Source organism: Aminobacter ciceronei, from assembly GCF_014138625.1.
In the GTDB taxonomy this organism is placed as follows: domain Bacteria; phylum Pseudomonadota; class Alphaproteobacteria; order Rhizobiales; family Rhizobiaceae; genus Aminobacter; species Aminobacter ciceronei.
This window is the reverse complement of the sequence record NZ_JACJHY010000016.1, coordinates 90,174-114,046: the sequence shown is the minus strand read 5'-3', so window position 1 is coordinate 114,046 and position 23,873 is coordinate 90,174. Positions and strand designations below refer to the sequence as shown.

Sequence of the window (23,873 nt, the reverse complement as noted above, 5' to 3'; positions counted from 1 at the left end):
TTTCAGTCATTCGCTTTGCCGGCTCCAAAACCCGGGCGCGCAGTCAGCTCTGCTGCAGACCGGTGATCATTGCGATGATCTCGTTCTTGTCGGTCTTCTTGGTCTCGCGCACGCCGATCTGCTTGCCGCGGCGAAGCACGCAGATGCGGTCGGAGAGCTTGAAGACCTGATCGAGGCTGTGGCTGATGATCAGGACGCCGATGTTGCGGGTCTTCAGCGAGGCGACGATCTCTTCCACCTTGGCGGTTTCCGCGACGCCAAGCGCGGCGGTGGGTTCGTCGAGCAGGATCAGCTTGCTGGCCCAATGCGTCGCGCGGGCGATGGCGACACCCTGACGCTGGCCGCCTGAAAGGTCGCGGATCGTTGAATGCGCGGAGGGGATGCGGACATCGAGTTCCGTCACCAGCTTTTCCGTCTCGGCGATCATCCGGCGCCGGTCGAGAAGGCCTAAGGCATTCGTCGGCTCGCGGCCAAGGAACATGTTCATATAGACCGTCTGCTGGTCGGCGAGCGCGAGGTCCTGGTAGACGACCTCGATGCCATGCGCACGCGCCATCGTCGCATTGGACATGGCGACGGTTTCGCCCTCGATGGCGATCGACCCGGAAGTCGGCAGGTACACGCCCGAGATGATCTTGATCAGCGTCGACTTGCCGGCGCCGTTGTCGCCGACCAGGGCGACGATTTCGCCTGGATAGACCTCCAGCGAAAAGTTCTCGATGGCGACGATGCCGCCAAACGTCTTGCGGATATCATTGAGCCCAAGAACGGGGCGGCCGCTGACGGCAGCGTTCGTCTTCATGCTCTGCCCTCTTCGATCGGCCAGGCGGTGGTTTCGCCGAATGAATTCTCGATGCTCTCCACCTTCGGCACGCCTGACGAAATGCCGGACACACCGACGACATAGGCCCGGGTGACAAACGCTTGTCCGCGGAATCCGAAGACGGCCGTGTCGCCGGGCTTTGGCGCGCCAGGGCCGGTCGCGTCGATCATCGCGTAGTAGTCGATGGCCGAGGGCGGCGGGATTTCGACGCTGCGCAAGGCGCCTGCCGCGACCGTCGGCTCGTCGGAGACGATGGCCTTGACGTCGTAGTCCGGGAAAATCGGGTCGATGTAGAAGCCACCACCGAAACAATAGGCCTTGCCGCCCGAGAGGTGGGAGACTTCGGTGAGATAGAGCATGGCGGGCAACTCCGGCAGGTCATCCACGACATGAAGGGCCGTGGTGCCATGCAGGCCATTGCCAGGCTCGCATTGCGTGGCGCCGGCTTCTGCCAGTGCGGCAAGCAGCACGCTTGAGGTCGTGCCGGGAGCGTTGACCTCGATATTCCGGCGCCCAACCCTCGCCAGCGCCTCAGCGGTTTTCGTCAGCGTTGCGAGATTGGGCGTCGGCAGGACCTTGCGGGCCTGGTGATCGAAGAGCAGCGCCGGGAAGGTGGTGATGCCGGCGAAACGGCCGCCATCGAGGCTGTCGAACATGCCGGCGACCTCAACGACGTCGGCCGCCTCGAACCCGCCTTCGTGACCGCGGTAGAACGTATCGCCTTCGGCATGGATGCGGGCGAGCAGGTTCTGTACGCGCCCGGCAGCCTTGGCGCCGGCTGCGGCCTCGCGCGCCTTTGTCTCATTGAACACGGTCCAGTAATCCGGCTGAAGCACCCTTGCAGCCCCATTGGCCTCGTGGCGGGCGACCTGCTGGAGATGGCCGAGATGGCCAAGCTTGAGGCCGGCCCTGTGGGTCGCCTTGGCACAGGCCATATCGACGGCCACGGAACGCTCGATGCCGCCGCGCAGGATCGCCTGGCAGGCCGAGCTCGAGCGGCCGAACTGCTTGGTCATGGCAAAGATCTTCAGGCCGAGCCGCGTCGCCTCGTCCTTGAGGACACCGGCGTTACGCTCGATCGTATCGAGGTCGATCACATAGGCATTGGCCGGGATCTTGCCCTCGCGGTGAAGTTTTTGCGCTGCTTCGACGAAGCCTGGATTGCGCCGGCGCAAGACGTCGAGAAACATTCGATCCTCCTCAGCGGGACTTTTCGCGCAGCGACACGGCGACTGCGGCAAGAATGATGAGACCGCGAACGATCATCTGGTCGGAAACGGAAAGGCCCATCAGGATGAGACCATTGTTGAGCATGCCCATCATCAGCGAGCCGACGAGCGCGCCGATGATCGAGCCCTTGCCGCCATTGAGCAGCGTGCCACCAACGATGACGGCAGCGATGACCGTCATCAGGTCGGTCTCGCCGAGCGTGTATTTCGCGGCTTGCAGGCGACCGGCATAGAGCAGGCCGGCAAGGCCGGCGAGCGCACCTGAGATCATCAGTACGGCAAGCCGCATCTTCGGCACCGAAATGCCGGAAACACTGGCCGCCCGGGCATTGTCGCCGATCGCCAGGACATGCGCGCCGAAACGGGTTTCACGATACAGGATATGACCGAAGGCGACCGCAATCGCCGTCCACCAGATGAGCGACGGAATGCCGAGCAGCGATCCGGAACCGAAGAAGCCGGTGAAGGCCTCATTAGTGACGGGAATGCTGCGCAGGTCTGTCATCGATCGCGACACACCGGCAAACAGTCCCAGCGTCGCAAGCGTGACAAGGAAGGACGGCAGCCTGACATAGGCGACGAGCACACCATTGACGAGGCCGATCAACAGGCCGCATCCGAGCCCCGCCAAGACGCCGGGGACGAGGCCGTAACCCTGCATGGTGACCGCGGCAGCAAGCGCTGCCACGGCAACCGTCGAGCCGATGGAGAGGTCGATCTCTCCCGCCGACATGACGAAGACGAGGCCGATGGCCATGATCGTCACCGGCGCGGTCTGCAGCACGATGTTCGAGAGGTTGCGGACGGTCAGGAACCCGCTGTCCTTCAGCACGATGGCGAAGAACAGGAAGATCGCCAGGAAGCCGACGTAGACGACATATTGCTGCAGGTTGACGCGGCCGGCCAGCCCCGCCGCGCGGACCGCGGCACCCTGATTGGTACTGGACATGATTTATCTCCGTGAATGAGAGCCGACCGGACGTGGCTTATTTCAGGGCATCGGCAATGGATTGCGGGACGTCCTTGTTCAGCGACGTCTTCCAGCCCTCCTTCACCGTGGCCTTGGTGACGGCTAGGGAATCGACGACGAGAAAGGGCGCAGCCTCCTTGCCGAGCATCGCGCCGGCCGCCGAGCGGGCTGCGGTTACGCCGATATTGTAGGCCTCGTCGGCGATCAGCGCCGCGACGCTGCCGCCCTTGACCATGTCGAGCGCCGCCGGCTCATTGAGGTCGAGGGTGACGATCCTGGTGTGGCTGTTGCCCGCCGAGCGCAGCGCGGACAGTACGCTCAGGGCCGGCTCAGCCCAGGTAACGTAGATGCCGTCGAGGTCGGGGTGCTGCGTCACCATCGCCTGGGCGATCTCCTCGCTGCGGGCGGGATCGGCCATGCCCTGCTCGGCGACGATCTTCATGTCAGGATAGTCCTGCTCGATGGTCTTCTTGAAGGCCTGGTCGCGCTGGTTGGTCACGTAGAAATCGGCGTCATGGAAGATGTAGCCGACCTTGCCCTTCTTGCCCAAGGCGTCGGCCATCGCGATGGCGGCCTTGCTGCCCATCTGGAACAGGTCGTCGGAAACGATCGTCACATAGTCCTTGCCATGTTCGTAGCCGGCCGGCGAATTGTCGACGAAGGCGAGCTTAACCCCGGCGGCGCGGGCTGGATCGTAGACGGCGGCGGCGCTGGCCGGATCGACCGGAAGCGACACGATGATCGATGGCTTCTTGGCCAGCACCGTCTCGACATCGGCCTTCTGGCGCGCGCCGTCAAAGCCGGCATCGGTCTGCGCAACGACCTCGATGCCGAGGCGCTTGAATTCGTCCTGGGCACCGGCATTCACCGCATTGGTGTATTCGCTCATCTCGTGCCAGACGAGGGCAGCGGTAAACCTGCCATCCTTGATGTTCTGTTCTTCCTCGGCTGTCAGTGTGACGGTGCTTGCGGCCGTCGGCCCTTCGCCATGCGGTCCTGTCGTCGCGCCGTCTGCCGCGTAGGCGTGAGCGCCAAGAAGGCCGGTCATCAAGGCCAGTGTCGTTGCAATGCGCATGGTTTCCTCCCGTGAAACTGCGATACTCGGGTTACGGGACTGCGGCGGCCTGGCGCCGCCGCAGTCAGGCGGTCACTTCGCTGCGTCGAGCACCGATTGCGGCGCGTCGCGGTTCAGCGAGTCTTTCCAGCCTTGGGACACATTGTCCTTGGTGACCGTCAGCGCCGGGGCAACGACGAAGGCCGGCGTCTCCTGACCGAGCAGCGACTTCATGCCGGCAGCCGCCATGGCGCGGCCGAGTTCATAGGCCTTGTCGGCGACCAGCGCCGTCACATTGCCGCCCTTGACCATGTCGAGGGCGACCGGCTCGGCGAGATCGAGCGTGACGATCTTCGTCTTGGTGTTACCCGCGCCGCGCAGCGCCGCCAACACGCCGTCCGCCGGCTCGGCCCAGGTGACGTAAATACCGTCGAGATCCGGATTTTTCAGCAGCATCGCATTGGCCAGCTCCTCGGCGCGCGCCGGATCGGAAATGCCCTGGTCCGCGACGATCTTGATGTCAGGATAGTCCTTCTCGATGGTCGACTTGAATGCCTGGTCACGCTGGTTGGTGACGTAGTAGGTGGCGTCGTGGAAGATGTAGCCGACCGTACCCTTGCCGCCGATGGACTTGGCCAACGCATCGGCCGCCTGCTTGCCCATCTGGTAGAGGTCGTCGGTAACGATCGCGGCGTAGTCCGTACCGTGCTTGTAGTCCTTTGGCACATTCGACAGGAACACCAGCTTGGCGCCGTCGGCGACGGCCTGGCGGAACGCTTCGGCCGACGTCACCGGATCGAGCGGCAATGCCAGGATGACGTTCGGCTTGGCGGCAAGTGCTGTCTCGATGTCGCTGCGCTGGCGCGCGGCGTCGAACTGGGCATCCGTCGTCACGGCAATGTCGATGCCGGCGCGCTTGAACTCATCGGTCGCGCCCTGGCCGACCGCATTGGTGAAGTCGGACGAGGTGTGCCAGAGCAGTGCTGCCTTGTAGCCCTTGTCCTTCAGCGCCGCGATGTCAGCGTCACTGAGCGTGACTTCGGAACTCGGCGTTGCTGCCTCACCGGCCGGGCCGACGGTCTGGGCAATGGCAGTTCCGGCGCTCATGATAAGACCGGCGGTCAAGGCTCCGGTCAGCCATTTTGTCATCTGCATGGTCTCACTCCCTTTGGTTCGGATGGTTCAGTCAACTGTTCCGCAAAAACGCGCCATGAAGGCCGCAAAGCCGATGACGCCCGCGAGAAATTCTTCGATCTCGACGTGTTCGTTGTAGGTGTGGCAATTCCGGATATCGCCGGGCGCGCAATAGACCGCGGGGATACCGAGCCGGTTCACGAAGAAGGGCGATTCCGACCAGAACGGCGCCCCTTGAATGGTGCCGCGCCCGGACAGCGCGCTACCGATCGCCTGCGACAGCATCGCGACCTCAGGGGAGCCCGCATCAATCTCGGCTGCCGTACCGCCGAGTGCATGGTCTCGGCCGGCAGGGTAGGAAAAGTCCACCGCGATATCCGGGTCGTCGATGGCGCCACGCACGGCGGCTTCGATCTCTGCGGCTGCCTGGTCGAGCGACTCGCCCGGCAGAAGCTTGCGGATCAGCGACAATTCGCATTTTTCCGGGACGGCGATGTAACCGCCACCGCTGAGCCCGGTGATCAGCAGGAAGGAACGGCCGACAAGCGCGTGCTCGGCGCGAGCGGAAATTACCTCGGAGTGTTTCCACAGTGCGCTCATCGCCGCGTGGCTGGCGCGCAGCGCATCCTTGCCGAGTTCCGGCACACCGAAATAGGCCGAGCGCCCAGTGATGGTAATGTCGGTGATGAAGAAGCCGATCTGCGCCGGGTAAACGGCAAGCTGCGTCGGCTCGACATAGATGACGAAATCAGGCCGCTCGACCTCGCCGGCCTCCATGCGTGCCACGTAGTCCTTGATGCCGGCCGAGACGCCGGTGCCCGGCTGGCCGCTCTCCTCGTCGCCGACAAAGGCGAAAGAAACGTCACCGGCAAGCTGGATCCCTGCCGCATCGAGAAGCGCCATGGCAGCAAGCGACGAAGTGATGCCGGCCTTGAGGTCGCCTGCCCCACGGCCCCAGATCGCGCCGTCGACGATGGCCGCGCCAAAGGGATCCTCACGCTCGGTACCGGCCCAGTTTTCGCGCCAGCCATCGACATGGACGACGTCGGTATGGCCGATGAAGAGCAGGCGTTTGCCGCCGCCGGCGCCTTTGCGCTCGCCCCAGACATTCGGCCGCCCGGGCAGGAAGTCTGCCGTCGTCACGTCGGAGAGGCCGAGCTTGCGCATCGCGTCGGCAAGATAGGCGACGACATTGGCCTCGTTGCCGGTGATGCTGTCGCGATGGATCGCACCGCGGAACAGGTCGATGGCTGCATCGCCATCGAGTGCCGCGCGAAGACGGCCGAAAAGGTCGCTTTCTACCGTCATTCTGCGGCCTCCTGGGAGGATTCCGCGCCGGTAGGCGGAAGGGAAAGGCCGGCATTCGGCGTTGCGACGCCGAAGAGCGTGTTGTGCAGCTGGCTGAGGCCAACCGCCGTCGCGCCGACAAGTGCCGCCCGCGCCCCAAGTTCGCCGGAGACGACGTCGACCGGGTAGGGAAAGCACTGCGGCAGGAAATGGCGTGCGCGCTCCAGGATTTCTGGTCGAAGGCCGATGGAGCCGCCGAGGATCACGAGTTGCGGGTTGGCGATGGCGCAGATAGCGGCAATGCCGCAGGCGACCTGGCGCGATGTTTCGTCGATGGCGGCAACGGCCGCTGCGTCTCCGGCTGCGGCGCGTTCAAATATGACGGGAACGCTTATGTTCTCGCCGGTGGTAGTTTCGTAGCGCTCGATGATACCGTGCGTGGCGACCGCGCGTTCATAGGCACCGACCCGAAGCGACTCCGGATCGAATGGATTGGCGCCAATCGGCAGGAAGCCCATTTCGCCGGCCGCGTTGGCAGCGCCGCGCACGAGATTGCCTCCAAGGATGAGCCCGCTGCCGATACCCGTGCCGAGCGCCACATAGGCAAGATTGTCGATACCCTGCCCCTGGCCTTGCCAACTTTCGCCGAGTGCCGCGAGGTTGACGTCGTTTTCAAGAACGACGTCGAAGCCAAGCGCTTGCCTGAAGGCCTCCAGCACATCCATGGTGTCGAAATCGCGGATATTCGGCGCAAGCAGCACCCGGCCGGTGCGGTTGTCGGGCGCACCGGGAACGCCCACGACTGCAAGCCGCAGTTTGTCACGCGCCACCTTGGCCCCTTCAGCGGCCGAAAGCGCCATACCGGCGATCTGCGTGACGAGCGGCCTGCCTCCGCGCAGATCAGTCGGAGCTGTATCTTCGATGACGATCTGTCCGGCAAGATCGGTCACCGCCACACGAACCTTGGTGCCACCCAGGTCGACGGCGACGATGAAAGCGGCATCGACGACCAGCTCATAGGTAACTGCCGTACGCCCGACATGACCACTCGTGCGCCCGGTCTCGCGCACCCAACCGCCATCCTCCAGGTCCCGGACGATTTCGGATATCGTTTGCTTCGAGAGCCCCGTCAGCTTGGCGATGGAGGCGCGCGAAATCGGCCCACCCTGAACGATCGCTTCCATGACGGAGCGCTGCGAGAATTGCCGGGAGATACGAGGTGCATCGGTCATATCGGCTCTATTAGTTCGTTCTGTCACCGAACTAAATATCAATATACCTGCTTCGTCAAGATGATTTCAAACTGTGTCGCCAGGCGAAGGCTTGCCTCCTCCTTCGGCGCCAGTCCGCAGTGTGGCGCGAGCGCAGACCGACCTGGCTGCAGCTCCGCCAACACGGGTCTTCCAGTACGACCGGCCCGATAGGCTCTTCAGGATGGGCGATGATGTCGCGTTCGAGATCGGCGATCTCAGTGTCCGATTACGCCGTCCGCATCGGGTAACAACGACGCGCGGATGGAAGAGTTGTCGAAATCGTTGACGGCGTTGGCGCAGTAGTCGTCAGATGCGTGCCAGGCACGCTGCACGCCCATGCTACGGCGCTCAGGCTGAAGGCGACGAAACCGGCTGCTGGCTCGCTGGCGCGCTGGGTCCGGCCGACGCCGGGCGCGATCCCGATGGCGGCGTTCGATGCGGCGAGCAGGAGGTTGCCGCGCACGATGTCGTCGGCGTTCGGCTCGGTCGGGAAGACCGAACTGTCGATCACCTGAGGCCCTCGATGCCCCTCACCTTCAGCTGGCCGTCGACGACGGCCATCGCATCCTCGCCCATGCGGCACGAGCCGCAAGGGTGGTAGGTGCTTTCCATCGTCTCGCGCACCCAGGCGTCGATATCGCCATTGTCGCGCACATGTTGGGGCCGGGGCGCACCTACGTGACCGAAACTCCAAATTGCGGCGTCGATTTCGCCTGGGCTGCGGCGACCCCGCACATGGAAGGCACGCTGCTGCTGTTGCTTTCCGGCGCCTACATCGGCTTTCTCCCCGACCATTATGCCGAGGAGTCGGTGGCAAATGCGATCTGCAGCTCCTGCTGCCCGAGCGCATGACCTTCGAGGATCCGTTTTACATCGCCTACCCCCGCTCGCGCCTCACGCGCGGCAGAGACCCTGGCCCAGGCGATCATCGGCCGCATTCGATGATCGCTTTACAACATCATCGAGCACCTGCGGTCTCTGGCGATGGTCCAAGTAGGCGGCGCCGCTCGACCGACACAGCGCCTTAAATGCCAATTCGCGAGTGAGGACTCCGGCGGGCGCTCCACCGTCCATGACCACGACGGCATCTTCATCCGCCAGGAGCAGAAAGCTCTGGCGAAGTGTCGCCGCAGCGTCGATGCATGCAGCCCTCTTCGCACTATCCGGCTCGCCTGAGGTAACAACGCGCATCTCCGTACCATGCGTGACGATCACCGCCGGATGTTGGCGCAACAGCGCGGCCGCCCGGCCGCCGGTGGCTTCCGCCTGCGCCAAAACGGGAACCTTGGCAAAGGCGTCGTTGGCATGGAGCGCGCGCGACAGGTCGACCTTGCGGACGAAACGCTCGACATAGTCGTCCGCCGGGCGGAACAGGATCTCTTCGCCGGTGCCGACCTGGCGCAGCTCGCCATCCTTCAGAATGGCGATGCGATCACCGAGATGCAGGGCTTCGTCGAGATCATGGGTGATAAAGATGATGGTCTTCTTCAGCCGTGCCTGGATCTGCTTCAGCTGTTCCTGCATGTCGCTTTTGATCAGCGGGTCGAGCGCGCTGAAGGCCTCGTCCATCAAGAGCACGTCTGCCTGCGTCGCAAGCGCCCGGGCGAGGCCAACCCGTTGCTGCATGCCGCCCGAGAGCTGGCGGGGAAAGCGGTGCTCGAACCCCTTGAGGCCGACGAGTTCGAGCTGCTCCATGCCGCGTGTCAGCGCCTCGCGCCGATCCACGCCCTGCAGGATCGGCCCGCAGATCGTGTTCTCCAGCACCGTCTGATGCGGCAGCAGACCGAAGCGCTGGAACACCATGGAAATGCCGCTGCGGCGAAACGCCAACAATTCCCTGGCGTTCATGTCCATGATGTTGCGGCCGTCGACCAGGATGCGGCCGGCCGTCGGCTCGATCAGCCGGTTGAAATGACGGATCAGCGTCGACTTCCCGGAGCCCGAAAGCCCCATGATGACAAAGGTCTCGCCGCGGCGGATCGAGAAATCGATCCCCCTGAGGCCAACGATGCAGCCGGTCTTCTTCAGGACCTCGGCCTTCCCGGCGCCAGCGTGGAGTGCAGCCATTGCATCGTCCGGCCGGCTGCCGAAGATCTTGTAGACCTCATCGACCTGAATTTTCACGTCCGAAACGGTCACGATCCTACTCCCCGTGCTCGAGGTGTTTCTGGGCACGCCTGCCGTAGGACTGTGCGATGCGGTCGAAAATCACGGCGAGGAAGACGATGGCGATGCCGGCGACAAGGCCACGGCTTGCCTCCAGCCGCTGGATCCCCTGCAACACCTGGTAGCCGAGCCCGCCGGCGCCGATCATCGATGCGATGACCACCATCGACAGCGCCATCATCGTCGTCTGGTTGATGCCGGCCATGATGGTCGGCAGGGCGAGCGGGATCTGGACCTTCACCAGCTTCTGGCTTGGTGTCGCACCAAAGGCGACAATCGCCTCGACCACCTCGCCGTCGACCTGGCGGATGCCGAGATCGGTCAACCTGATGACAGGTGGAATGGCGAAGAAGACGGTGGCGAGGATGGCCGGGATCTTGCCCGGCCCGAACAGCATGACGAAGGGGATCAGATAAACGAAGATCGGCAGCGTTTGCATGATGTTGAGCAACGGCAAGGCAATCGAGCGCAGCCTGTCGGACCGCGCCATGACGATGCCGAGCGGAATGCCAACCACAACGGCGACAACGGTCGCGGCGAGCATCAGCGCTACAGTCGCCATGGCGTCGTTCCACAGGCCAACAGCGCCGATGAAGAACAGCATGACGATCGCGCTGCCCGTCATTCGCAGGTTACGCGAGGCCGAGTAGGTCAAAAGGGCGATGCCGGCGATCGTGACATACCAGGGCAACCATTGCAGGAAGGCCTCCATGGCACCGAGCAGCTTGAGCAGCGGTGCAAGCAACCGCTCGAGCGTGTCGCCGTAATTGGCAACGACCCAGCTGAAACCGTCATCGATCGCGAAGCGGAGCCCGCGCGTGTCCAGAAGCTCGGGAAAATTGTCTGCCACGGCATGACCCTTTCAAGGTTGGCAACCCGCGGCTCTCGCGGAGGCGGCCAGTTGCCGACGTTCCGCGGACAAGCGCCATGGGCATCATATGCGAAGGGGCGGCCGCGCCCGGGGGAAGATACGCGGCCGCCAGGCTGCGATCAGAGCGCAGCCTTCACCTTCTCGGCGACATCGGCCGGGACCCATTTCGTCCAGATCGTTTCGTAGTTCTTGAAGAAATAGGCGGCGACTTCCTCGGGCGAAGCCTTGTTGTCGTCGCCCCAGGCCAGCACGTCGCTGATCTCGACGTTGGGCACCTGCATCTTCGACAGGAACTCGGCCACGGCAGGCGCCTTGTCCTTGAGGCTGGTGGTGGCCGCGACCGCAACTTCACCGACCGCCCAGCCCGTCAGTTCCGGCTTTTCGCATTTGGCATCGGTGAGGCAGGTGAATTTTGCCTGGTCGTAGGCCGGCATCTCGAGAACCTTGAGCTTGTACTTGCCGATCACTTCGGTCGGGCCCCAGTACCAGCCGATGAACGGCTTCTTGCGCGAGACCTGCCTGGCGATCATCGCCTTGAGGTTCGCACCCGAGCCGGTCGGATAGACCTCGTAGGTCGCTTCCAGGTCGAGCGCCTTGACCAGATTGTTGGTGATGATCTCGCAACCCCAGCCGGGCGGACAGGCATAGAAGCGGCCTTTGCCCGGGCTCGACGCGTCCTCGAACACCTGCCAGTTGTTCTTGAGATCGCTGACGGAGCGGATTTCCGGATGAGCCTCGGCGATGTAGTCAGGAATCCACCAACCTTCCTGGCCGCCGCTGGCGAAGATGTCTCCCGCCTTGTAGACGGTTCCCTTGGCCAACATCTGGTCCCATGTCGACTTGACGGTGGAGACCCAGAGCTCGGGTGCGATGTCAGGCTCTCCCTTGGCCAGCATGGAAGATGCGGTCGGCACGGTATCGCCGGGCACGATCTGGACGTTGCAGCCATAGCCTTCGGCCAGGATCTCCTTGGTGACATAGGCGAGCGTACCGGCAGACAGCCAGGTCATTTCGGCGATCGTGATCGGGTCCTTCGTCCCGCATTCCGTGGCCTCGGCGGCATTGCTGCCGAGCACCATGCAGGCAAGGCAAACTCCCGCAAGAATGGATGTCTTGAGCTTCATCGCAGTTCCCTTTGTTGTCGTTGTGATGGCCTCGAGGGATACGATGTCGAAAGCAGTCACTTTTATCAAACCGAAATAACTGATCCGGATTTCAGAAAAACTTTAGCGGCAGAGTGTTTCGATCCGATCCACGAGGCCGGCATCGACCCGCACGCCCTCCCGTTCATTGCGGCGCCGCGCAGCCTGGCGGCCGCTACCCGGGAGGCGGACATCGCCCTGATTGGCGATAGCTGCCACGAGACTTGCGACCTGATGTGAAAAGCCCGTCGAAAACGCCCTGGGGTCAAAAGCGATGAAACACTGTCCGGTTCTCGGCGGCCCGCCCGCCGTTCCGGAAAACGGACTGGCATCCTTGCTGAGAACGGCACCGGCAAGACAGGACGCCAGGATTTCGACGAGAAGTCCGACACCAAAACCCTTGTGGCCGCCGGCCGGCAGCATCGAGCCCTTCAGAGCGGCAGCCGGATCCAGCGTGTCAGCGCCATGTTCGTCGATGGCCCACCCGGGTTCGATCGGCCGGCCCTCCCGCGAGCGCAGAAGAATCTCCGATTTCGCCACCACACTCGCCGACTGGTCGAGCACCAGCGCGGCACCGCCTGCGCCATCCGGAGCGCCAAGCGCAAACGGATTGGTGCCGATCACCGGCAGGCGCCCGCCCGGCGGCGCTATCGACGCCGGCGCATGGGTGGTGCACAACCCGAGCAGTCCCGCCTCGGCGATACGCTCGGCATGGTGGCCAACTACGCCGCAATTGTAGGAATTGAACACCGTCATTGCAGCGACGCCGTTGCGCCGTGCGGCGGCAATGAAACGATCCCACCCGGCGTCGATGGCGGGATGGGCGAAACCGGTCGCCGCATCAACGACCACAGCGCCTGGGCGCGGCTGCGACACGGCGGGCCGTGCCTTTCCGTCGACCTTGCCGCAGCGGACATGATCGGCATAGATCGGCACATAGAGCAGGCCGTGGCTGCGGATGCCGTCGCGCTCCGCCAGCATCGTCGATCGGGCAACGGCCGCCGCATTGTCCTCGCTGGCTCCCGCTGCGGTCAGCGCACGCAGGCACAGCTGCTCGACCGCGGCGAGCGTCATTGTCCGCTCCGTCATGAAATCCCTCAATCGTTGTCGGTGGTGCCCGCGCCGGCGCCCTGGGCCCGCGACAGTTCCGAGGCCGGCACATAGGTCCTCGCCGCAAGGCCGAGCGCTGCCGCGTAGGCCGCAGCGTCCGTCGCAGCCGGTCGCGGCGATCGACGCGGCATAGGCATCCCGCCGTCGGGTGGGGAATGCAGCCGCAGGCTCAACGCCGACGCGGCCAGTTCCGCAGGATTCGCCGCCAGCGCCAGCGGCTCCACACCGCCATCATAACGCAGGGTGAGGTTCATCGCCGTATTGGCAGCCACCGCTCCGGCGAGGCCGATCAGCATCAAGCTGCAGCTTCGTCCCTCGAACGCAATCTCGGCAGTTTCACCACAGCAGAGTGCATCGATGGCCGACTGGTCGCCGAGAACCTCCGCTTGGCTGCCAAGCGCGTCGATCACGACCCCGACAGCGTCGATGCCGCGCGCCGAGAGCCAGACGGCTGCCTGGCCGACATCCTCCGCCACGCCATGAGGCAATCCGGCGCCGCAGGCTGCCTTGCGGGCGAGCGTCTGCACTTCGTTGTAGGACAGCAGGATCGTCGTCATCTGAGCACCGGAAGCCAGCAATCGTCGGTTTCGCCGGCAGCGATTTCGTCCCGCGTCGGCGCCCCCTGAAAAAGTGTGATGCGTGTCCAGCGATCCGAACGCGGGTCGAATTTCGATGCGCCGAAAAAGGCAAGCTTGCAGCGCAGCATGTTGATCGGCAGGCAGCGGTCCGAGAGCAGGTTGTCGCGGATTTCCGAATAGGGTGCGATCGCCGCCATCTGTATGCGGCGTACCGCATGGCGATGCTGAGGGAAGCGGGCAAGGAACGCGGCGACGGTTTGTGTTTCCGCCTCGTCCTCAAGGTCGGCGGCAAGGCGCTGCACCTGCCGGGCGATGTCGAGCGGAAGCTCGAGATCGGCGCCAGCTTCGGCGGCACGGCGGCCAAGCCGGGGCTCCAGCTTCTCCTCCGAAACATACCAGAACTGGGCGGTTTCCGCCGGCCTGTCGAACGCGATCGTCAGTGCCCAGCCATAGTGATCACGCAGCAGCCTGCGAAGCGCCGGAAGCCTCATGCCTGGCTGCAGCGTCGTTTCCCGCACCGCTGCCATGCCGTCTGTGAGATCGTCGTTTTCTGCCCCCGCCATTTCGATGACAAGCGCTGCAAGCAACTCCTGGAAGTCCACCGACATGAATTGCGAGCGCTCGAGCAGTGACGCCACCGGCGACGATACGGCCCGCAGGCGAGCGGGGTCGATCCATGCCTGAGCCTCGGCCCACTCTCCACGCAGGCCCAGGATGCGCGCCATCAAGGAATCGTCTTCGACCGACCATTGATCGAGATGCCTGCCCGCCTGCCGCCAGAGATCGCCGAGCCGATCCAGCGCGGCAGCATCCAGGTATCGTTTCGCCCGCACCCGCGCCAGCGCGGTCTCGCGCGCAAATACCCAGTTGTTCAGCAGCTGCGGATGATTGGCCAGGAACGGCGCCATGCCGAGACCGGTGGAGTTGCCGACTCCGATGTGGCGGCGCAGCTCCGGCGCAAGCGGCACGAAGGTTTCCGGCGAGCGGCGCCTGGCAACGTGCTCGACGAGATCGTGGGAGAATTCGCGGATCAGCCAGACCGTCAGCATCTCGGCCTGGAAGGGACCGGTGAGCCCCTCGCGTTCCGCCAGCACGCAACGGTCGGCGATGCCGAACTTGCCGTTGCCGTAGACGGCGGTGGTGCGCAGGAGATAGCCGACTTCACCAAGCCGGTCGCGTTCCGGCTGTCGCCCACGCGCCAGGCTGTCGACGACATGCTCGAAGAAACGCACGGACTTGTTGGCGCGGCTCAGCACCAGGTCGCGCGGTCCAAAACGCCCCGCCTCCTGGCGCGGCGCATTTTCCCGCAGCCGTTCGATCTCGGCCTTGTCGGGAATGCCGTCATAAAGCACGAAGCTGGTGTCCCAGGCCTCGGCGATGACGCGGTCGGAGCGCTGCTCGTCGGGAAGCGGACAGGAAAAGGCAACAAGGCTGTAGTCGTGCCCACCCAGCCTGAGCGTGTAGACCGCATCGCCGAACCCGTTGTCGTCCATGCTCCAGACCGGGCGGCGCACCGTCGCACCGCTTGAAGCAAGACGCCGGATCAGCGTGCGCAGGAAGCTGAGCCGTGTCGGAAAGGAAGCGCCCATCCGCCGCAGGCGCATGACGACGTCGGGCGAGCGCATGGCTAGCTGCGGCGCGGTCGCAATGGCTGTTGCCCTGTTGGCCATCACATCGGTCCAAACGATTGGGTGTAGAACCGAAGCCAGTTGCCACCCATGATGTCGCTGACTTCCTCATTGGAGAAGCCTACCTTGCACAGCCCGTCACGGAGATTGCCAAGGTCGGCATTGCTGGTGAACCAGCTCGGCTGCCGCGGAAAGCCGGCCGCCGAAGCCGAGCCTTCACCATAGTCCGTGACCTTCGACCAACGGCCATTGCGCATCCAGGCGACCACCGAGTCCGGTTGGTCCTGGCAGAGATCGCTGCCGATGCCGAGATGCGCGACGCCGTAACGCGAAGCGGTCTCCGCGACCATGGCGCAGAAGCTCTGCAGCGTGCAGTTCGAGCCGCCCTTCATGTGGTGGGGGTAGAGCGACAGGCCGAGCATGCCACCCGATCGCGTCAGCGCCTTAAGCACCGTATCGGACTTGTTGCGTAAGGCCGGATGCCACCAGTGCGGATTGGCATGGGTGATGGCGATCGGCCTCGCCGAGAGCTCGATTGCCTCAAGCGTCGAGCGCTCGGCGGAATGGCTCATGTCGACGACCATGCCGACACGATTCATCTCGGCGATCGCCTGGCGCCCGAAGCGGGTGATGCCGGGGTCTTCGCCCTCGTAGCAGCCGGTGGCAAGCAGTGACTGGTTGTTGTAACTCAGCTGCATGAAGCGCACGCCAAGCGCATGGCAGACCTCGATCAGGCCGATGTCGTCTTCGATCGGCGACGGGTTCTGCAGGCCGAAGAAGATGGCCGTGCGCCCCTCCCGCATCGCCCTTTCGATGTCGCTGCCGGCGCGACCTGGAAAGATGAGATCAGAATGGCGTTCGAAATGGCGGTTCCAGGCAATGATGTTCGCCACCGTCTCGCGGAAATTCTCATGATAGGCGATGGTGGCATGTACCCCATGCACGCCGCCCGCGCGCATCTGGGCGAAGACGTCCGCACTCCAGTTGGCATATTGCAGGCAGTCGACGACAGGGCTGGCGATCTTCGCGTCCATGACCTTACTCCGGCTCCCCTGCTCGAATATACGCTGTCTTGACCTGGGTGTAGAACTCGGCCGCCGAGCGGCCCTGCTCGCGCGAGCCGAAGCTCGAGCCCTTCCGGCCGCCAAACGGCACATGATAGTCGGTTCCCGCCGTCGGCAGGTTGACGGTGACACAGCCCGTCTCCGCATGTCGCCGGAAATGGCTGGCACGAGCGAGCGAGCGGGTGAAGATGCCGGCGACCAACCCGAAACGCGTGTCGTTGACGGCGGCGAGCCCTTCGTCATAGCAGCCGACCTTCTGCACGGCAGCGATGGGCGCAAACATTTCCTCGCGATTGAAGTCCATCGCATTGGTCGTCCCGGTCAAAAGCGCCGGCGCCATGTAGAAGCCGTCATGGGCAAGTTGCAGCCGCTCGCCACCAACCGCCACTTCGGCGCCAGCGGTCCGGGCACGATCCATCCAGGCAAGGTTCGCCGCAAGCTGGCGCGCGCTGACGACGGGACCGACCTGCGTGCCATCCGCCAGGGCGTGACCGACCTTCAAGCCACCGACGGCAGCGGCCAATTTCTCGACGAAGGCATCGTGGATGCTCTCATGTATGACGAGGCGCGAGGACGCGGTGCATTTCTGGCCTGTGCCCGAGTAACCGCCGCCAACGGCGGCCGCCACAGCCAGGTCGATGTCGGCATCATCCATCACCAGCAGCGCGTTCTTGGAGCCGAGCTCGAGCTGGAACTTCGTCAGTCTCGCGGCTGCAGCCACGGCCACCTGGCAGCCAACCTCGTAGGAGCCGGTGAAGGTGATGGCATCTACGCCTGGGTGGCCGGCAAGCCCGTTGCCGACAACCGCGCCTGGGCCCATCAGCAACTGGAACGCCCCATCCGGCAGGCCGGCGCGATGGATGATCTCTGCAAGAGCCCAGGCCGAGGCCGGTGTCTCGTTGGCGGGCTTCCAGATGACGGCATTGCCATAGGCAAGCGCCGGCGCGATCTTCCAGCTGGCGGTGGCGGTCGGAAAGTTCCAGGGCGAGACGACGGCCACCAGCCCCATCGGTTCGCGGCGCATGTCGATCTCGATGCCGGGACGCACCGATTCCGCGTTTTCGCCAAGCTGCCGCAGCACCTCGGCCGCGTAATAGGTGAAGAACTGGCCGGCGCGGAACACCTCGCCGCGACCTTCCGCCAGCGGCTTGCCCTCCTCGCGCGACAACAGCCCACCCAGTTCGGCTGACCGCTCCATCAGTTCATTGCCGATCCTGTTGAGGATGGCCTGACGCTGTTCGAGCCCGGTCGCCCGCCAGGCCGGCATCGCCGCCCGGCCAGCTGCGACCGCCTCGTCGACATCGCCCGTATCGGCCTGGGCATATAGACCGATCAGGTCGGTGACATCGGACGGGCTGCGATTTTCGTGGAAGCGATCGCCCTGCCGCCACCGGCCGCCGATCAGATTGGCGTAGCGTTCTGCCATGTCGATCTCCATTGCTCGCCTGAAAATCCGCCACCGCCCCACTTCAATCAAGCATATATTTCTGTTATCAATTTCAGAAGAATTGAAGTTGGTGTGATGATCAAACTGGAAGCATTGCGGGTCTTCGTCACGGTTGCCGAGAGCGGCAACATCAAGGACGCAGCCGATACGGTTGGCCGCACGGCCTCAGCCGTTTCGATGACCCTCAAGCAGTTGGAAGACGAGATCGGCGGACCGCTGTTCCAGACCGATCGCAAGAACAGCCTGACGGCGCTTGGCAATCTGATGCTCGATCTCGGCCGCGAGCAGATCCGCAGCTTCGACAAGTCGATCGGCATCATGCGGGCTTTCGCGCATAGCCGCATCGGCAGCCTGTCGATTGCCTCGGTACCCTCGGTCGCCACCAACGTGTTGCCGCCCATCCTGCAGCGGTTCCTGGAAACCCGACCACAGGTCGAGGTCGAACTGTTTGACATCGACAGTGCCCAGGTGCGGCGCATGGTGGAAAGCGGCGTCGCCGACATAGGCATTGCCGGCGAGAGCCGTGCTGGCGGCGGCGTCGAATTCACGCCATTGTTCAGCGACCGGTTCAAGCTGCTCTGCAAGGACGATCACGAACTCTGCCAGCTCGAACGTCCTGTCGAATGGAGCGATCTGCACGGCGCGACGCTGATCCGCAACGGCGCATCCGACAGGATCGATGCGGAGGCGTACAAGCAGCTCTCCGCACGGTCGCTGATGACCGTCTACAACGTCACCTCGCTGGTTGCTTTGGTGAAGGCCGGGCTCGGCCTGACCATCCTGCCGTCATTGACCATGCATGGCGCCCATGATGGCGTGGCGGTGCTCGAACTGGCCGATGCGGCGGCAAGCAGGCAAGTCGGACTGGTCGAACGGCGAGACGTCTCGCCCTCACCCGTGGCCGCTGCTTTCCGTGCCTTCGCCCTGAAAGAAATCCCGGCACTGGTTGCAAGTCGCCTCGAAGACTAGGTGATCGCCCTGACCGTTATGCCTCGCCGATCGGCTGTCGCTCTCTCATCGAGAGCGATCAAGCCTGCCAGCGCCACCGGGTCGATGAAGACGACCTCGGCTCCTGCCTTGCCTGTTGGCTATGCCGCGAAAGGCAGCCCTCATCAGCTCGGCCTGGCCATCGCCCAGGCGGTGACCAGATACCCGATCGTTGCGGCAGTGCCGGTGAGAGCGACGCCCCAGGCCATGTCGACGACGCTGACCGTCACCGACCAGTTCTTCAGCGTGGCCAGGTTTGTCATGTCGTAGGTGCCGTAGGCGACGAGGCCGAGAAGAGCGCCATTGATCAGCGCTGTCGTCCAGCTCGCGCCGTTCAGCGCCGGCATTGTCGCGAAGTGCACGATGCCTGCGACATAGACGAGGTAGAACAGGCCGGCGACGCCGAAATGGGGCTGGTCGAGAAGCAGGGCGCCGATGCGGCTGCGGTAGAAGTTCGTCGAGATGGTCGACAGCCACAGGAAATCGAGGCCGAAGAAGACGATGGCAGTGGCGACGTAGGCAGTGGCGTAGCTGGCGATCATAGGCTGCTTTCGAACAACGGACCGGTCAAATCCCAAGCAGAGGCTGGATCGCCCGCATGATCCAGCTGCGGAACTGCAGCGGCGCGTCGGTCACCGCAAGGCAGATACAGTCGGCTTCAGGCGTAGCTACCGGTTGGTGCGTCAGGCTGGCGTCGGCGTCCTCGAGGTCGCCACGCGCAAACAGACCCGTGCCATCATGAAAGCTGCCGGCCAGCACCAGCGTCAGCTCGCGGCCGCCATGGCTGTGCTCCGGCACCGGCTTGCCGGCGGGAATGCGCAGCAGCCTGACCATGGTTTCGCGATCGCCCGTCTTGATAGGGATCTGGTACGCGCCGCGTCCGAGCGGCCGCCATTTAAGCGTGTCGAAATCGCCACCGACATAGGAGCGCAACGGCTCCGGCAAGCCGCCGCTGTGCCCAACAGAGCTTTGGCGGGCGGCCGCGGTCTCGGGTTGCTGCAAACGGCTGCGCACGCTGGCCCAGGACTGGTCGACCGAGGCCTCGTCTTCCATCGTATCGAGCAACTCGCCGCCGACGGCCTCGGCCACTGTCAGGCGACGCCGGCAGGCTGGGCACAGCGCGAGATGCGTAGCCACCGCAATGCTCCAGCCCTCAGCCAGGCTGCCGGCGGCATAGCTGATGAGCAGGTCGTCGCTGATATGGTGACGAATGGTCACGACACGTCTCCGGAGCGGGCGAGCGCGGCCCGCAACTTGTCGAAGGCCAAGCGCATGCGCGACTTGACCGTCCCGAGGGGCAGGTTCAGGCGCTGCGCGATCGCGCTGTGCGACTGGTCTTCGAAAAACGACAGTTTGAGCAGCGACGCCTGTTCCGCAGGCAGGGCTGCAATTGCATGGTGAAGCTGTTCCGATGTCTCGCGCATGTCGAGCTCGGCATCGGCGGGAGCGACATCGTCGGGCACGAAGGCGGGATCTTCCGGGTCGAATTCCGGTCGCCTTTCACGCCGGAAAGCGTCGATGCGCAGGTTACGCGCAATGGTGAAGATCCAGGTCGACGCCGCCCCCTTCGCCGGATCGTAACGCTCCGCCTTGTTCCACACGGCGATCATGGTTTCCTGCATCAGTTCCTCGGCCTGCTGGCCGTTGCCACCCGTCCTCGCCATGTAGGCCTTCACGCGTGGTGCGAAGTGGCGAAACAGCTGTTCATAAGCTTCGATGTCCCGCCGGGCACCCACAGCGCACAGCAGTTCTCGCATGTCGGAACCATCGTCGACGCCAGTCGGGCGGTTCATGTCGGCAGTTCCCAAATCACCATGCCATGGCACGGAGCGCCAATGCCCCGCCTTGAAGCGTTTCTGCCACGCCGGAACGCCGATGGAAACGACCGTGTTCATGCTGTTGGTACGCCGGCGAGCGACCGCCGGATCACTCGCTTCGGAAAAATTTCGCGTCCCAGCGATCCGCCGGGGCCTGCGCTCCGTATCCAGCAGCATAAGGCGCAGCGGAAAGGCGAGACGTGAGCATCGACACCAGCAAGGAATTGCCCGATCACGCGCGCCGCGTCGCCGTCATCGGATCCGGCATATCAGGTCTTTCGGCAGCCTGGCTGCTCGGCCGAAAGCTTGATGTCACGCTCTACGAAAGCGAGCCTCGCCTTGGCGGCCATTCCAATACGGTCATGGTTCCGACCAACAACGGCGCCCTGCCCGTCGACACCGGCTTCATCGTCTACAACGAGCGCAACTATCCCAACCTCGTCGCCCTGTTCCGTGAAATCGGCGTGCCGACGGCAGCTTCCAACATGTCGTTCGCCGCCTCGCTCGAAGGCGGCAAGCTCGAATATTCGGGCTCCGGCCTCAACGGCCTGATCGGCCAGCGCGGCAATGTCATCCGGCCGCGCTTCTGGCGAATGATGCGTGACATCCTGCGCTTCTACCGCGAGGCGCCGGCGCTGCTCATTCGCGCCGACCTGCACGGCGTCAGCCTCGGCGAATATCTCGATCGCAACGATTATGCTCCGGCTTTCGTCGAGGACCATTTGCTGCCGATGGGAGCAGCGATCTGGTCAACAACGGCACGCGACATGCGCGCTTACCCACTGCTCGCCTTCGTCAGGTTCTTCGCCAGCCATGGCCTGCTCAGCCTGACCGACCGGCCGAAGTGGCGAACCGTGCTTGGCGGCAGCCGGGAATATGTTCGCCGGCTGAGCGCCAACTGCGCCGACAACATCAGGCTGAGCACGGCGGTCGGCAATATTGCGCGCAAGAACGGCCGGGTCGTCGTCACCGACACCAAGGGACATGCCGACACCTTCACCGATGTCGTCATCGCCACTCATGCCAACCAGGCGCTCGACCTGCTCTCCGACGCCGACCAGCAGGAGCGGGCTTTGCTTGGCGCCTTCCGCTACACCAACAATCTGGCGGTGCTGCATTCAGACGAGAACCTCATGCCGCGACGCAAGCGGGTCTGGTCAAGCTGGAACTATATCGGCGAGGACCGCGACGACAACAGCCAGCCGCTATGCGTGACCTACTGGATGAACCGGCTGCAGAACCTCGACATGCGCCATCCCCTGTTCGTGACGCTCAACCCGACGCGCCAGATCGATCCTGCAAAGATCATCGGGCGCTACGACTACACCCATCCGCTGTTCGACCAGCGCGCGCTCGACGCCCAGCAGCAGCTCTGGCGCCTGCAGGGCCGACGCCAAACCTGGTTCTGCGGTGCCTATTTCGGCTTCGGTTTCCACGAGGACGGCCTGCAATCCGGCCTCGCTGTTGCCGAAAGTCTCGCGGACATCAGGCGACCATGGAAGGTGCGCGACGAATCCGGGCGAATTGCGCTGATGCCCCGGCTGGAGGCAGCCGAATGAGCCTGCGCTCCGCGCTGTTTTCTGGCACGGTCACGCATACGCGGCTCAGGCCGCGTCGCCACAGGCTACACTACCGCGTCTTCTCGCTGCTGCTCGATCTCGACGAAATGCCCGGTGTCAGCGTGACTTCCCGACTGTTCGGCTACAACCGCTGCGCAATCCTCAGCTTCTGGGATGCCGACCACGGCGACGGCAGCGCCAGCGGCCTGCGCGGCTGGGTAGAGGCGCAACTGGCCAAGGCCGATAGGCTGGAGAGCGGCATGCGCATCCGGGTGCTCTGCTATCCCCGAATCCTCGGCTACGTCTTCAATCCGCTGACGGTTTATTTCTGCCACGCGCCCGATGGCCCGCTCAGGGCGATCCTCTACGAGGTCTGCAACACCTTCGGCGAACGCCACACCTACGTCATTCCGGTCGACGCCGGAGCGAGCGGCCCGATACGTCAAGGCTGCGCAAAGGAACTCTACGTCTCGCCCTTCATGCCGATGTCCTGCTTCTACCGCTTCCACATCGAGCCGCCCGGTGACAGGGTCCTGGTGCGCATCGATGAATCGGACGCCGAAGGCCCACTTCTTGCCGCCTCCTTTGCCGGCAGGCGTCAAGAGCTCACCGACCGCGCCTTGCTCGGCGCCCTCTTCCGCTACCCGCTGATGACGCTGAAGGTGACGCTTGGCATTCACTGGGAGGCGCTGCGCATCTGGTGGAAGGGCATCCCCGTCCACCGGCACAACGCCGCAGTTCAAAAGATCAGCACCACCGTCGTGACGACAAGGGTTCCGGAACACGCGCAATAGAGCCGGGTCCACCGACCTTCGCCGTGCCGTCAGTCGCGGACCATGCGCCGCGTGATCACAAAGCGCAGCCGCTCTGGCATCGCCGCCAGGAGCTTCATCGACAGCACCATCTTCCATGGAAAAGCGGTCATGAAACGCCGCGATTTCAGGCCAGCCATGATGTGGTCGACCGCAGCGTCTGCCGAGATCATGAACGGCATCGGAAAATCGTTCTTCCGTGTCAGGGGCGTGTCGACGAAACCCGGACAGACGAGGCTGAGCCGCACGTTCCGAGCCGCGAGTTCAGGGTGGAGCGCTTCACACATGTTGATCAGCGCTGCCTTGGTCGCGCCATAAGCTGCAGCGCCCGGCAGGCCGACGAAGCCTGAAACCGAAGACACCACGGCAACGTGCCCGCCCTGGCGCGCCAGCATGCGCGGCATCAGCGCAGCCAGGCAATGCACGCAGCCCATCAGATTGACGTCAACGGTGGCGCGAAAGGCGCCGGCGTCGAACTCAGCGGCGGCGTCGCGCGCATAGGTGCCGGCGTTCAGCACGGCGAGATCGATCGGCCCGATTTCGCCCTCTATGCGGGCAACCGTCTCGAGTACGGTCGCCTCGGCGGTCACGTCGAGCGGAAATGCACGGATACGACCCGGCGCCTCGGCGGCCAGTTCGGCGAGATCGCTCGCCGTCCGCGCGCTTGCCACGACCTGCCAGCCTTCGCTGGCAAGCCGCAACGCCAAGGCGCGGCCGATGCCGGAGCCGGCGCCAGTGACCCACGCCAGCCGCCTGTTGCTCACGACCCGCCCAGCATCGTTGTTCCGGCGCATGGCTGCTCCTCGGAATGCCCGTTCTCCCTCTCTTACGAGCAAAGCCGGGGATTGGTTCATGGCTCCCAGCATCTCGACGGCCGGCATAGCCGCGAGGGCACTATTGCTCATAGTTTATGCAAAAATCAGATCTGGGCAAAAAACTGGC

At 64.1% G+C, this 23,873-nt stretch carries 25 protein-coding genes; 5 read left to right on the top strand and 20 right to left on the bottom strand.

All coding sequences use genetic code 11. The features are described from left to right. Window positions 1-43 precede the first annotated feature (43 nt). The 7 genes from HNQ95_RS17315 to HNQ95_RS17285 all read right to left on the bottom strand — a co-directional run bounded on the left by HNQ95_RS17315 (window position 44) and on the right by HNQ95_RS17285 (window position 7,729). Window positions 44-802 carry an ATP-binding cassette domain-containing protein gene (locus HNQ95_RS17315; RefSeq protein WP_154384452.1) on the bottom strand — a complete coding sequence of 253 codons (759 nt, stop codon included), beginning with the start codon at window positions 800-802 and terminating at the stop codon, window positions 44-46. Continuing rightward, window positions 799-2,013: an alanine racemase gene (locus HNQ95_RS17310; protein WP_067967301.1), complete on the bottom strand. Its 1,215-nt coding sequence runs from the start codon at window positions 2,011-2,013 to the stop codon at window positions 799-801. Before HNQ95_RS17310 ends, HNQ95_RS17315 begins: the two co-directional genes overlap by 4 nt. 10 nt (window positions 2,014-2,023) lie before the next feature. Further along, on the bottom strand, window positions 2,024-3,001 hold the full coding sequence (locus tag HNQ95_RS17305; protein WP_067967298.1) for an ABC transporter permease: 978 nt from the start codon (window positions 2,999-3,001) through the stop codon (window positions 2,024-2,026). 37 nt (window positions 3,002-3,038) lie between these two features. Next, entirely contained in the window at window positions 3,039-4,097 is a 1,059-nt protein-coding gene (locus HNQ95_RS17300) for a substrate-binding domain-containing protein (RefSeq protein ID WP_154384450.1), read from the bottom strand. Between the two features lie 72 nt (window positions 4,098-4,169). After that, window positions 4,170-5,225: a substrate-binding domain-containing protein gene (locus tag HNQ95_RS17295; RefSeq protein ID WP_154384508.1), complete on the bottom strand. Its 1,056-nt coding sequence runs from the start codon at window positions 5,223-5,225 to the stop codon at window positions 4,170-4,172. 33 nt (window positions 5,226-5,258) lie between these two features. Further along, on the bottom strand, window positions 5,259-6,518 hold the full coding sequence (locus HNQ95_RS17290) for a M20 family metallopeptidase (protein ID WP_067967291.1): 1,260 nt from the start codon (window positions 6,516-6,518) through the stop codon (window positions 5,259-5,261). Then, window positions 6,515-7,729 (bottom strand): ROK family transcriptional regulator, encoded by a 1,215-nt coding sequence (locus tag HNQ95_RS17285; protein WP_067967289.1) that lies wholly within the window; start codon window positions 7,727-7,729, stop codon window positions 6,515-6,517. The genes HNQ95_RS17290 and HNQ95_RS17285 overlap by 4 nt, the downstream gene beginning before the upstream one ends. Before the next feature lie 335 nt (window positions 7,730-8,064). Between HNQ95_RS17285 and HNQ95_RS33695 the strand changes: the two genes are divergently transcribed. Then, window positions 8,065-8,265: a hypothetical protein gene (locus HNQ95_RS33695; protein WP_067967287.1), complete on the top strand. Its 201-nt coding sequence runs from the start codon at window positions 8,065-8,067 to the stop codon at window positions 8,263-8,265. Here the strand turns inward: HNQ95_RS33695 and HNQ95_RS34205 are convergent. Continuing rightward, window positions 8,258-8,404, bottom strand: a complete 147-nt coding sequence (locus tag HNQ95_RS34205; RefSeq protein WP_312883587.1) for a GMC oxidoreductase — start codon at window positions 8,402-8,404, stop codon at window positions 8,258-8,260. The two genes, HNQ95_RS33695 and HNQ95_RS34205, sit on opposite strands and share 8 nt — an antisense overlap. A gap of 24 nt (window positions 8,405-8,428) precedes the next feature. Here HNQ95_RS34205 and HNQ95_RS34100 point away from each other — a divergent pair, with 24 nt between their 5' ends. Further along, the gene (locus HNQ95_RS34100; protein WP_246787058.1) at window positions 8,429-8,602 is read left to right on the top strand and encodes a hypothetical protein; all 174 of its coding nucleotides are present in this window, start codon (window positions 8,429-8,431) and stop codon (window positions 8,600-8,602) included. Between the two features lie 42 nt (window positions 8,603-8,644). Here the strand turns inward: HNQ95_RS34100 and HNQ95_RS17275 are convergent, their stop codons facing one another. The 8 genes from HNQ95_RS17275 to HNQ95_RS17240 all read right to left on the bottom strand — a co-directional run bounded on the left by HNQ95_RS17275 (window position 8,645) and on the right by HNQ95_RS17240 (window position 17,735). After that, a complete protein-coding gene (locus tag HNQ95_RS17275; RefSeq protein WP_067967283.1) occupies window positions 8,645-9,889 on the bottom strand; it encodes a quaternary amine ABC transporter ATP-binding protein in 1,245 nt (414 codons plus the stop codon). 4 nt (window positions 9,890-9,893) lie between these two features. Beyond that, window positions 9,894-10,766: an ABC transporter permease gene (locus HNQ95_RS17270; protein ID WP_182574694.1), complete on the bottom strand. Its 873-nt coding sequence runs from the start codon at window positions 10,764-10,766 to the stop codon at window positions 9,894-9,896. Window positions 10,767-10,906: 140 nt separating this feature from the next. Then, window positions 10,907-11,911: a glycine betaine ABC transporter substrate-binding protein gene (locus HNQ95_RS17265; RefSeq protein ID WP_154384449.1), complete on the bottom strand. Its 1,005-nt coding sequence runs from the start codon at window positions 11,909-11,911 to the stop codon at window positions 10,907-10,909. A 102-nt stretch (window positions 11,912-12,013) separates the two neighbouring features. Continuing rightward, window positions 12,014-13,003, bottom strand: coding sequence for an Ldh family oxidoreductase (locus tag HNQ95_RS17260; protein WP_246670716.1), 990 nt, complete (start codon window positions 13,001-13,003; stop codon window positions 12,014-12,016). A 23-nt stretch (window positions 13,004-13,026) separates the two neighbouring features. After that, window positions 13,027-13,596 (bottom strand): DUF3726 domain-containing protein, encoded by a 570-nt coding sequence (locus HNQ95_RS17255; RefSeq protein WP_154384448.1) that lies wholly within the window; start codon window positions 13,594-13,596, stop codon window positions 13,027-13,029. Continuing rightward, complete coding sequence (locus HNQ95_RS17250) at window positions 13,593-15,287, bottom strand: hypothetical protein (protein ID WP_182574695.1); 1,695 nt, start codon at window positions 15,285-15,287, stop codon at window positions 13,593-13,595. Before HNQ95_RS17250 ends, HNQ95_RS17255 begins: the two co-directional genes overlap by 4 nt. Then, window positions 15,287-16,279, bottom strand: coding sequence for a membrane dipeptidase (locus tag HNQ95_RS17245; RefSeq protein ID WP_067967262.1), 993 nt, complete (start codon window positions 16,277-16,279; stop codon window positions 15,287-15,289). The genes HNQ95_RS17250 and HNQ95_RS17245 overlap by 1 nt, the downstream gene beginning before the upstream one ends. 4 nt (window positions 16,280-16,283) lie before the next feature. Then, window positions 16,284-17,735, bottom strand: a complete 1,452-nt coding sequence (locus HNQ95_RS17240; protein ID WP_154384446.1) for an aldehyde dehydrogenase family protein — start codon at window positions 17,733-17,735, stop codon at window positions 16,284-16,286. 96 nt (window positions 17,736-17,831) lie between these two features. Between HNQ95_RS17240 and HNQ95_RS17235 the strand changes: the two genes are divergently transcribed. Next, on the top strand, window positions 17,832-18,725 hold the full coding sequence (locus tag HNQ95_RS17235; RefSeq protein ID WP_154384445.1) for a LysR family transcriptional regulator: 894 nt from the start codon (window positions 17,832-17,834) through the stop codon (window positions 18,723-18,725). A gap of 143 nt (window positions 18,726-18,868) precedes the next feature. Here HNQ95_RS17235 and HNQ95_RS17230 read toward each other — a convergent pair whose 3' ends face one another. The 3 genes from HNQ95_RS17230 to HNQ95_RS17220 are packed head-to-tail and all read right to left on the bottom strand — an operon-like array spanning window position 18,869 to window position 20,500. After that, complete coding sequence (locus HNQ95_RS17230; protein WP_067967258.1) at window positions 18,869-19,285, bottom strand: DUF2177 family protein; 417 nt, start codon at window positions 19,283-19,285, stop codon at window positions 18,869-18,871. A gap of 25 nt (window positions 19,286-19,310) precedes the next feature. Then, window positions 19,311-19,961, bottom strand: a complete 651-nt coding sequence (locus HNQ95_RS17225) for a ChrR family anti-sigma-E factor (protein ID WP_182574697.1) — start codon at window positions 19,959-19,961, stop codon at window positions 19,311-19,313. Continuing rightward, a complete protein-coding gene (locus HNQ95_RS17220) occupies window positions 19,958-20,500 on the bottom strand; it encodes a sigma-70 family RNA polymerase sigma factor (protein WP_067968396.1) in 543 nt (180 codons plus the stop codon). The genes HNQ95_RS17225 and HNQ95_RS17220 overlap by 4 nt, the downstream gene beginning before the upstream one ends. Window positions 20,501-20,760: 260 nt before the next feature. On the opposite strand from HNQ95_RS17220, the gene HNQ95_RS17215 reads away from it, so the two are divergent. Beyond that, window positions 20,761-22,119 (top strand): NAD(P)/FAD-dependent oxidoreductase, encoded by a 1,359-nt coding sequence (locus HNQ95_RS17215; RefSeq protein ID WP_312870941.1) that lies wholly within the window; start codon window positions 20,761-20,763, stop codon window positions 22,117-22,119. After that, complete coding sequence (locus HNQ95_RS17210; protein WP_067967248.1) at window positions 22,116-22,913, top strand: DUF1365 domain-containing protein; 798 nt, start codon at window positions 22,116-22,118, stop codon at window positions 22,911-22,913. The genes HNQ95_RS17215 and HNQ95_RS17210 overlap by 4 nt, the downstream gene beginning before the upstream one ends. A gap of 29 nt (window positions 22,914-22,942) precedes the next feature. Here the strand turns inward: HNQ95_RS17210 and HNQ95_RS17205 are convergent, their stop codons facing one another. Beyond that, window positions 22,943-23,725 (bottom strand): SDR family NAD(P)-dependent oxidoreductase, encoded by a 783-nt coding sequence (locus tag HNQ95_RS17205; protein ID WP_154384444.1) that lies wholly within the window; start codon window positions 23,723-23,725, stop codon window positions 22,943-22,945. Window positions 23,726-23,873: the final 148 nt, after the last annotated feature.

What these genes read in the sequence shown, in the direction of transcription:
- HNQ95_RS17315 (WP_154384452.1), bottom strand. Translation starts at nt 802, where the DNA reads ATGAAGACGAACGCTGCCGTCAGCGGCCGCCCCGTTCTTGGGCTCAAT.
- HNQ95_RS17310 (WP_067967301.1), bottom strand. Translation starts at nt 2,013, where the DNA reads ATGTTTCTCGACGTCTTGCGCCGGCGCAATCCAGGCTTCGTCGAAGCA.
- HNQ95_RS17305 (WP_067967298.1), bottom strand. Translation starts at nt 3,001, where the DNA reads ATGTCCAGTACCAATCAGGGTGCCGCGGTCCGCGCGGCGGGGCTGGCC.
- HNQ95_RS17300 (WP_154384450.1), bottom strand. Translation starts at nt 4,097, where the DNA reads ATGCGCATTGCAACGACACTGGCCTTGATGACCGGCCTTCTTGGCGCT.
- HNQ95_RS17295 (WP_154384508.1), bottom strand. Translation starts at nt 5,225, where the DNA reads ATGACAAAATGGCTGACCGGAGCCTTGACCGCCGGTCTTATCATGAGC.
- HNQ95_RS17290 (WP_067967291.1), bottom strand. Translation starts at nt 6,518, where the DNA reads ATGACGGTAGAAAGCGACCTTTTCGGCCGTCTTCGCGCGGCACTCGAT.
- HNQ95_RS17285 (WP_067967289.1), bottom strand. Translation starts at nt 7,729, where the DNA reads ATGACCGATGCACCTCGTATCTCCCGGCAATTCTCGCAGCGCTCCGTC.
- HNQ95_RS17265 (WP_154384449.1), bottom strand. Translation starts at nt 11,911, where the DNA reads ATGAAGCTCAAGACATCCATTCTTGCGGGAGTTTGCCTTGCCTGCATG.
- HNQ95_RS17260 (WP_246670716.1), bottom strand. Translation starts at nt 13,003, where the DNA reads ATGACGCTCGCCGCGGTCGAGCAGCTGTGCCTGCGTGCGCTGACCGCA.
- HNQ95_RS17255 (WP_154384448.1), bottom strand. Translation starts at nt 13,596, where the DNA reads ATGACGACGATCCTGCTGTCCTACAACGAAGTGCAGACGCTCGCCCGC.
- HNQ95_RS17250 (WP_182574695.1), bottom strand. Translation starts at nt 15,287, where the DNA reads ATGGCCAACAGGGCAACAGCCATTGCGACCGCGCCGCAGCTAGCCATG.
- HNQ95_RS17245 (WP_067967262.1), bottom strand. Translation starts at nt 16,279, where the DNA reads ATGGACGCGAAGATCGCCAGCCCTGTCGTCGACTGCCTGCAATATGCC.
- HNQ95_RS17240 (WP_154384446.1), bottom strand. Translation starts at nt 17,735, where the DNA reads ATGGCAGAACGCTACGCCAATCTGATCGGCGGCCGGTGGCGGCAGGGC.
- HNQ95_RS17235 (WP_154384445.1), top strand. Translation starts at nt 17,832, where the DNA reads ATGATCAAACTGGAAGCATTGCGGGTCTTCGTCACGGTTGCCGAGAGC.
- HNQ95_RS17230 (WP_067967258.1), bottom strand. Translation starts at nt 19,285, where the DNA reads ATGATCGCCAGCTACGCCACTGCCTACGTCGCCACTGCCATCGTCTTC.
- HNQ95_RS17220 (WP_067968396.1), bottom strand. Translation starts at nt 20,500, where the DNA reads ATGCGAGAACTGCTGTGCGCTGTGGGTGCCCGGCGGGACATCGAAGCT.
- HNQ95_RS17210 (WP_067967248.1), top strand. Translation starts at nt 22,116, where the DNA reads ATGAGCCTGCGCTCCGCGCTGTTTTCTGGCACGGTCACGCATACGCGG.
- HNQ95_RS17205 (WP_154384444.1), bottom strand. Translation starts at nt 23,725, where the DNA reads ATGCGCCGGAACAACGATGCTGGGCGGGTCGTGAGCAACAGGCGGCTG.